This window comes from Aquirufa sp., from assembly GCF_044342065.1.
In the GTDB taxonomy this organism is placed as follows: domain Bacteria; phylum Bacteroidota; class Bacteroidia; order Cytophagales; family Spirosomataceae; genus Aquirufa.
The window spans coordinates 23,754-30,081 of record NZ_JBIIQN010000029.1 but is presented as its reverse complement, the minus strand read 5'-3'; the positions used below and the strand labels follow the sequence as shown (position 1 = coordinate 30,081).

The window sequence follows — 6,328 nt, the reverse complement described above, 5'->3', positions numbered from 1 at the left end:
GGTGTATTCGCTGCAAAGTTCGCATCCCAATGAAGCGGGTTAAAATCACCTGATATTTTACAGAAATCATTTACCTGCTCCTGGGTAAATGAAAATTCAATTTCATAGAAATCTCCGACTTTGATCATATGTATAGATATTAATTACTAAAATGAAGGTAAATTGCGCAAAAATTACCGCATGGTTTATTTTATATACAATCCTAACGCTGGCAACAAAAGTAATAGATATCGACAAAAGTTGATAAGTAGCTTACAAAAGATTCCCAATACAAAACTATTCATTACCGAATATGCGAATCATGCATCTGAAATAATTCAAGAAATCATTTCCCTTAATCCACGTAGAATCATCAGCATAGGAGGTGATGGCACAGTCAATGAAATTGGAAATGCCTTAAAAGGTACGGGAATACCCATGGGGATTATTCCTTTGGGGTCAGGCAACGGACTAGCACGACATTTAGGGATACCCATGAAAACATCCAAAGCGCTAGAAATTGCTTTAAACGGAACCCAAAATAGCATCGACGTACTTACTTGGAATGATCGCGCTTTCTTTTGCACTGCAGGCATTGGCTTTGATGCCTACGTTGCCAATGAATTTCAGCATGGCAAAAGACGCGGATTTTTGAATTACGTAAAATCTACAATAAAATCCTTACGCACTTACCGTTCTATAGAAATCAAAATAGAAAACCAACTGCCCACATCGTATTTTTCATTAACCTTTGCGAATGCCAATCAATTTGGGAATAATGCTTACATATCACCTTTTTCAAATTTGCAAGATGCTCTTTTTGAAGTAGTTAAAATAAAAAAGGGGAATTTTTCGCAGATTTGTCAACTTGGAATTAGCCTATTTTCAAAAAATATACATACACACCAATTAGTAGAGATCGAACAAGTAAATTCATATCGGCTACAGGTTACCAAAGGCACAAAATATCATTTAGATGGAGAAAGTCTTCAGAGTGAATTGGAAGAAATACAAATAAATTTATTTCCAGGTCAACTACAAGTCATAACAGGAAAATAAAATAATTTATTTTATGCAACATACTGATTATCAATAATTTATCATTAAATGTATATTTTTCAACCAGAATAACTTTATTTCAAATACGATTTTTATTCAAAAAAAAATCGTTTTTTTTTATTTGACTTTTTCAAGTAAATCTAGCTCTCAGTGGCTGTATTGTTGAACAATTTTTAGGTCCAAATTTTTACCGATAAATTTTAGTAAAAATAAAAAAAATCAAATTTGGAACGACACCGAATTTTACTATTTTTGTCTCCCCGCTAAACAAAAACAATTTAGTTTTTGTCAGTACCCAACCAGTAGAATATAAAATTTATAAACCGATGAGCAATTCAAATTTTGAATAGCTTTTCGAAAGAATTATTGGCCCCCAAAAAATAATAAAGCGTACAAATTACATGCATAACGAGGTTAAAGAATTGTGGAATAAATGTTTGGATATTATCCGCGGGGATATATCAGAACAACAATATTCTACTTGGTTCAGCCCAATTGTACCTTTACGTTTCGCCAACAATACCCTTACGATTCAAGTTCCTTCACAATTCTTTTATGAATGGCTTGAAGAAAACTACGTGAGTACTTTGCGCAAAGCAATAGACCAGACAGTTGGAAAACGTGGAATGCTTGAGTATTCAATCGTAGTTGACAAAGGAGATCGTAAAAACCCTCCGCTTACCTTTAATTTACCCACGGTAAACACGCAGTCAGCACATCAAAACGCATACAAGCAAGAAACAACTCCAATCCAGCCAAATGCTAATCCCTTTCAATTTAAAGATTTGGACTCCTTGGAGTTAGATTCCTATTTAATACCAAAGTATACATTTGATAAATTCATTGAAGGGGATTGCAATCGTTTGGGCAGAGCGGCAGGTATGGCAGTTGCCAATAAGCCAGGATTAACTTCATTCAATCCTTTAATGATATATGGGGGTGTAGGTTTAGGAAAAACACACTTGATTCAGGCGATTGGTAATGAAATCAAAAACCAATTTCCTGAGAAGTTCGTATTATACGTTTCTACCGAAAAATTTACAAACCAGTTTGTGAATGCGATTCGCAACAATTCCATTGAGACATTTACGAATTTTTACCTTCAGGTAGACGTCTTGATTATTGATGATGTTCAATTCCTGTCGGGTAAAGAGAAAACGCAAGAAACATTCTTTAACATTTTCAATCATTTACATCAATCAGGTAAGCAGATTATTCTTTCTTCAGATCGTGCACCACGCGATTTGGCTGGCATGGAAGATCGTTTGTTAAGTAGATTCAAATGGGGCTTAACTGCCGATTTACAACAACCTGACTTCGAAACAAGAATTGCCATCATTCAAAAGAAATTACAAGATGACGGTATTCAAATCAATTTTGATGTGTTGGAATACCTAGCCCATTCTATTCAAACCAATGTACGTGAGTTAGAAGGTGTCATAATTTCCTTAATGGCTCAAGCGTCATTAACAAGGAAAGAAATTGACTTAGAACTAGCTAAATCCACCTTGAAAAGCATCGTTAATGATCAAGAAAAGGAACTTAGTGTAGACAATATATTGGAAGCTATCACCTCACACTTTGATGTTAACATGGAATTGCTAACAGGAAAATGCCGGAAAAAAGAAACGGTTTTCCCACGTCAAGTAGCCATGTATATGTTAAAAGAGCTAACCAATCTACCTCTTAAATCTATTGGATACCATTTTGGGGGCCGAGACCATAGCACCGTTATTCATGCTGTTCAATCCATTTCTGAAGCTATGGAAACAGATAAGTCAGTTGAAAAAACGGTAAGAAAACTTTTTAACCGATTCAACATCGCATTAAACTAAAAAAAGAGGCTTATGGCCTCTTTTTTTAGTTTATACAAAATACGTAAATCTACGCTTCCGCAATAGCTTCTTTATCCAACAAAGCTGAATCATTGCCCTTTACTTTTTCTTTAATCTTCGCCTCAATCTCCTCCATAAGTTCAGGATTATCTTTAATCAAATCTTTCACGGCATCGCGGCCTTGACCTAAACGATTTCCGTTGTATGAAAACCAAGAACCTGATTTGTCAATAACCTCTAAGTCAACACCTAAATCCAAGATTTCTCCAGCTTTTGAAATGCCTTCTCCATACATAATATCAAATTCGACAACTTTGAAAGGAGGAGCCAACTTGTTTTTAACAACCTTCACGCGCGTACGGTTACCCGTAATCGAATCAGCCGACTCCTTTATTTGCCCAGCACGGCGAATATCTAAACGAACAGAAGCATAAAATTTCAACGCATTACCACCTGTTGTTGTTTCAGGGCTACCAAACATGACACCAATCTTATCACGCAATTGATTGATAAAAATACAGCAGCAACCTGTTTTGTTGATCGTACCTGTCAACTTGCGAAGTGCTTGAGACATTAATCTGGCCTGCAATCCCATTTTTGAATCACCCATCTCCCCTTCAATCTCCGCTTTAGGTACTAAAGCAGCTACTGAGTCTATTACAATAATATCAATTGCACCAGAACTGATTAAATGTTCTGCAATTTCCAAAGCTTGTTCTCCATTATCCGGCTGGGATATCAATAGGTTTTCTGTATCAATCCCTAATTTTTCAGCATATGCACGATCAAATGCATGCTCAGCATCTACAAAAGCAGCAATACCTCCAGCTTTCTGAGCTTCTGCAATACAATGCAAGGTTAATGTTGTTTTACCTGATGATTCAGGGCCATAAATCTCAACGACACGTCCACGAGGAACTCCTCCGATTCCTAAGGCTAAATCCAAACCCAATGAACCCGTCGATATAACAGGCACATCCATCACTTTACTATCCGATAAACGCATAACGGTACCTTTTCCGTAAGCTTTATCTAATTTTTCCAATGTTGTCTGGAGAGCTTTTAATTTTTCAGCTACTAAGCCTTGAGCTCCATCCGATTGTTTTGCCATGTTATATTTATTGATAATTTTGAATAATCATTTTATGTTTAAATTTACCCTTGTTTAAATCCTAACAAAAATAGCAAATTGACAGTAAAGTTTTATCAAATTTATTGATAATATCCATGAAGATTTGGCAGTCAAATTTTATGAGTTTCTATCTAAATCTTTAGTAAACACGCACATTGAAATCATACGCGAACCTAAGTAATTTTTTATTGCTATTTATTAGCATTTTTTTGTCACTAAACTTGATAAGTTCAGCACAAGAACGCGTAATCTTTCAAGGGAACGAACAACTCAAATATCGCATACATTTAGGCTTTATCGAAGCCGCAACCGCTGTTATCAAAAGTAGCCCTGGCGTTTATAACATCAATAATCATACCGGAAGAAAAGTAGAGATTATAGGAGAAACTGTCTCTTGGTTAAAGTATTTTTCAAGAGTTGAAGACTACTGGTCGGCATACTTAGATGTAAATTCCCTTATGCCTATAAAAACGGAAATGCGTAAACGTGAGGGTCGTTATCGGAAAGAAGAACAGGTAAACTTCTTTCAAGAAATAGGCCAAGCAAAAATCCACTCGCCACAAAATACGCCTGTGGATAAGGTTATGGCAATCACTCCCTCAACCCTTGACCTTATAGGTGGTTATTTTTTCCTACGTGACAAACCCTTGAGTAGCATGTCAATAGGACAAAAATTGAGCGCCAAAGTACTAGTTGATGGAACCATTTATGAAATCTGGTTTATCATCAAAGGATTTGAAACCGTTACTAGCGATTTTGGTAATAAAAAATGTATTCGGACTTCATTGGTATTACCCAAAAACAACCTTTTTAAAGATGAGGATGCCATTAAACTTTGGATTACACAGGACAAATATCAAATACCTTTAAAGTTGGACGTCAACTTGAAAATAGGCTCACTTTCAATCGATTTAACCGATTATAAAATTCAAGGAAAGAATATCTATTAACGAACCAAAGCCTTTTTATAGGCCGCAAGTGCTCGAACTCGCGCTTGTTCATGGTTGACGATCGGTTGGGGATAACTGAGCTCCTGAAACTCTGGCACCCATTTACGTATATAGGCTAAATCTTTATCAAATTTCTGTGTCTGTAAAGTTGGATTAAATACGCGGAAATAAGGTGCTGCATCGCAACCACTTCCTGCAGCCCATTGCCAGCCCCCATTATTAGCAGCAAAATCGAAGTCTAATAATTTTTCAGCAAAATAGGCTTCACCCCAGCGCCAGTCGATTAATAAGTGTTTAACTAAAAAACTAGCAACAATCATTCTGACACGATTGTGCATAAATCCTGTGGTATTCAATTCACGCATACCTGCGTCCACAATTGGATAACCTGTTTGACCCTGACACCATGCCATAAACTCGTTTTCATTATTGCGCCATTCCATGCGGTCATATTCCTTTCTGAAGGCAGACCCTTGAGAAACGTGCGGAAAATGATGTAATATGTTGAAATAAAAATCACGCCAAATCAACTCATTTAACCACGTTTCTGAGAGCCCTAGTGCCTTTTGAACAAGACTACGGATGGATACTGTACCAAAACGTAAATGAACAGAAAGACGTGAGGTACCATCCTTTGCGGGAAAATCACGTTGCGCCTGGTAGGATTGAATTAATGAACGATCTAGCTCATTGCCGGGAAATTCGATTCCGGACTCCCGAAAACCCAAGTCATGTAAAGTAGGCAACGCAAGCGTACAAGAAACGTAATTGGATAAATCTTCTGACGGAAATTGACTAATGGGATGCTGACTTAAGCGCTCTTTCCATCGACGTGAATATGGCGTAAAGACTGTATATGGTGTATTTTGTCCACTTAAAACTTCACTTTTTTCAAAAATAACCTGATCCTTAAAAGTATTAAAAGGAATCTGTTTTGAGGAAGCCCAATTTCGAATAGATGAATCGCGCTCATCGGCGTAACGCTCATAATCATGATTTGTAAATACCGCTTGAATTTCAAATTGATCTGCTAATTCATGAAAAGCTTGCAATGGATCAGCAAACTTAACGCATAAAGAAGTATTCCTTTGAGCAAATTGAACATTCAAACGCGCTAGACAAGCTAAAATAAATTCAACGCGCGCATCGGATTTGTTGGATAGCTTAGCCAGTATATTGGGATCAAATATAAAAATGGGTAATACAGGCCAAGGTGACTTTAAAGCTTCATACAGACCATGATTATCTTCAATTCGTAAATCCCGCCTAAACCAGAAAATGGCAACTTTATTCTTCACAGAAATCTATTTGGTATAGTCAACAAGGAACAAACTTAATTGTTTTAAAAATATGTCTTGACAAGCCCCCCTTGA

General features: G+C 36.6%; 6 protein-coding genes. 3 read left to right on the top strand and 3 right to left on the bottom strand.

Annotated features, from left to right (window positions below; translation table 11 throughout):
• Positions 1 to 128, bottom strand: a 128-nt coding sequence (locus tag ACIQZ2_RS09785) for a MaoC/PaaZ C-terminal domain-containing protein (protein ID WP_395768674.1), incomplete at its 3' end; no start/stop codon positions are given.
• 52 nt (positions 129 to 180) lie between these two features.
• On the opposite strand from ACIQZ2_RS09785, the gene ACIQZ2_RS09780 reads away from it, so the two are divergent.
• Positions 181 to 1,038, top strand: coding sequence for a diacylglycerol/lipid kinase family protein (locus ACIQZ2_RS09780; RefSeq protein ID WP_395768673.1), 858 nt, complete (start codon positions 181 to 183; stop codon positions 1,036 to 1,038).
• Positions 1,039 to 1,439: 401 nt separating this feature from the next.
• The gene (gene dnaA / locus ACIQZ2_RS09775) at positions 1,440 to 2,873 is read left to right on the top strand and encodes a chromosomal replication initiator protein DnaA (RefSeq protein WP_395768672.1); all 1,434 of its coding nucleotides are present in this window, start codon (positions 1,440 to 1,442) and stop codon (positions 2,871 to 2,873) included.
• 49 nt (positions 2,874 to 2,922) lie between these two features.
• On the opposite strand, the gene recA is transcribed toward dnaA, so the two are convergent.
• The gene (gene recA / locus ACIQZ2_RS09770; protein ID WP_395768671.1) at positions 2,923 to 3,984 is read right to left on the bottom strand and encodes a recombinase RecA; all 1,062 of its coding nucleotides are present in this window, start codon (positions 3,982 to 3,984) and stop codon (positions 2,923 to 2,925) included.
• A 242-nt stretch (positions 3,985 to 4,226) separates the two neighbouring features.
• Between recA and ACIQZ2_RS09765 the strand changes: the two genes are divergently transcribed.
• A complete protein-coding gene (locus ACIQZ2_RS09765; protein ID WP_395768670.1) occupies positions 4,227 to 4,955 on the top strand; it encodes a DUF3108 domain-containing protein in 729 nt (242 codons plus the stop codon).
• Here ACIQZ2_RS09765 and ACIQZ2_RS09760 read toward each other — a convergent pair.
• Positions 4,952 to 6,253, bottom strand: a complete 1,302-nt coding sequence (locus tag ACIQZ2_RS09760) for a cryptochrome/photolyase family protein (protein WP_395768669.1) — start codon at positions 6,251 to 6,253, stop codon at positions 4,952 to 4,954. The genes ACIQZ2_RS09765 and ACIQZ2_RS09760 overlap by 4 nt on opposite strands.
• Positions 6,254 to 6,328: the final 75 nt, after the last annotated feature.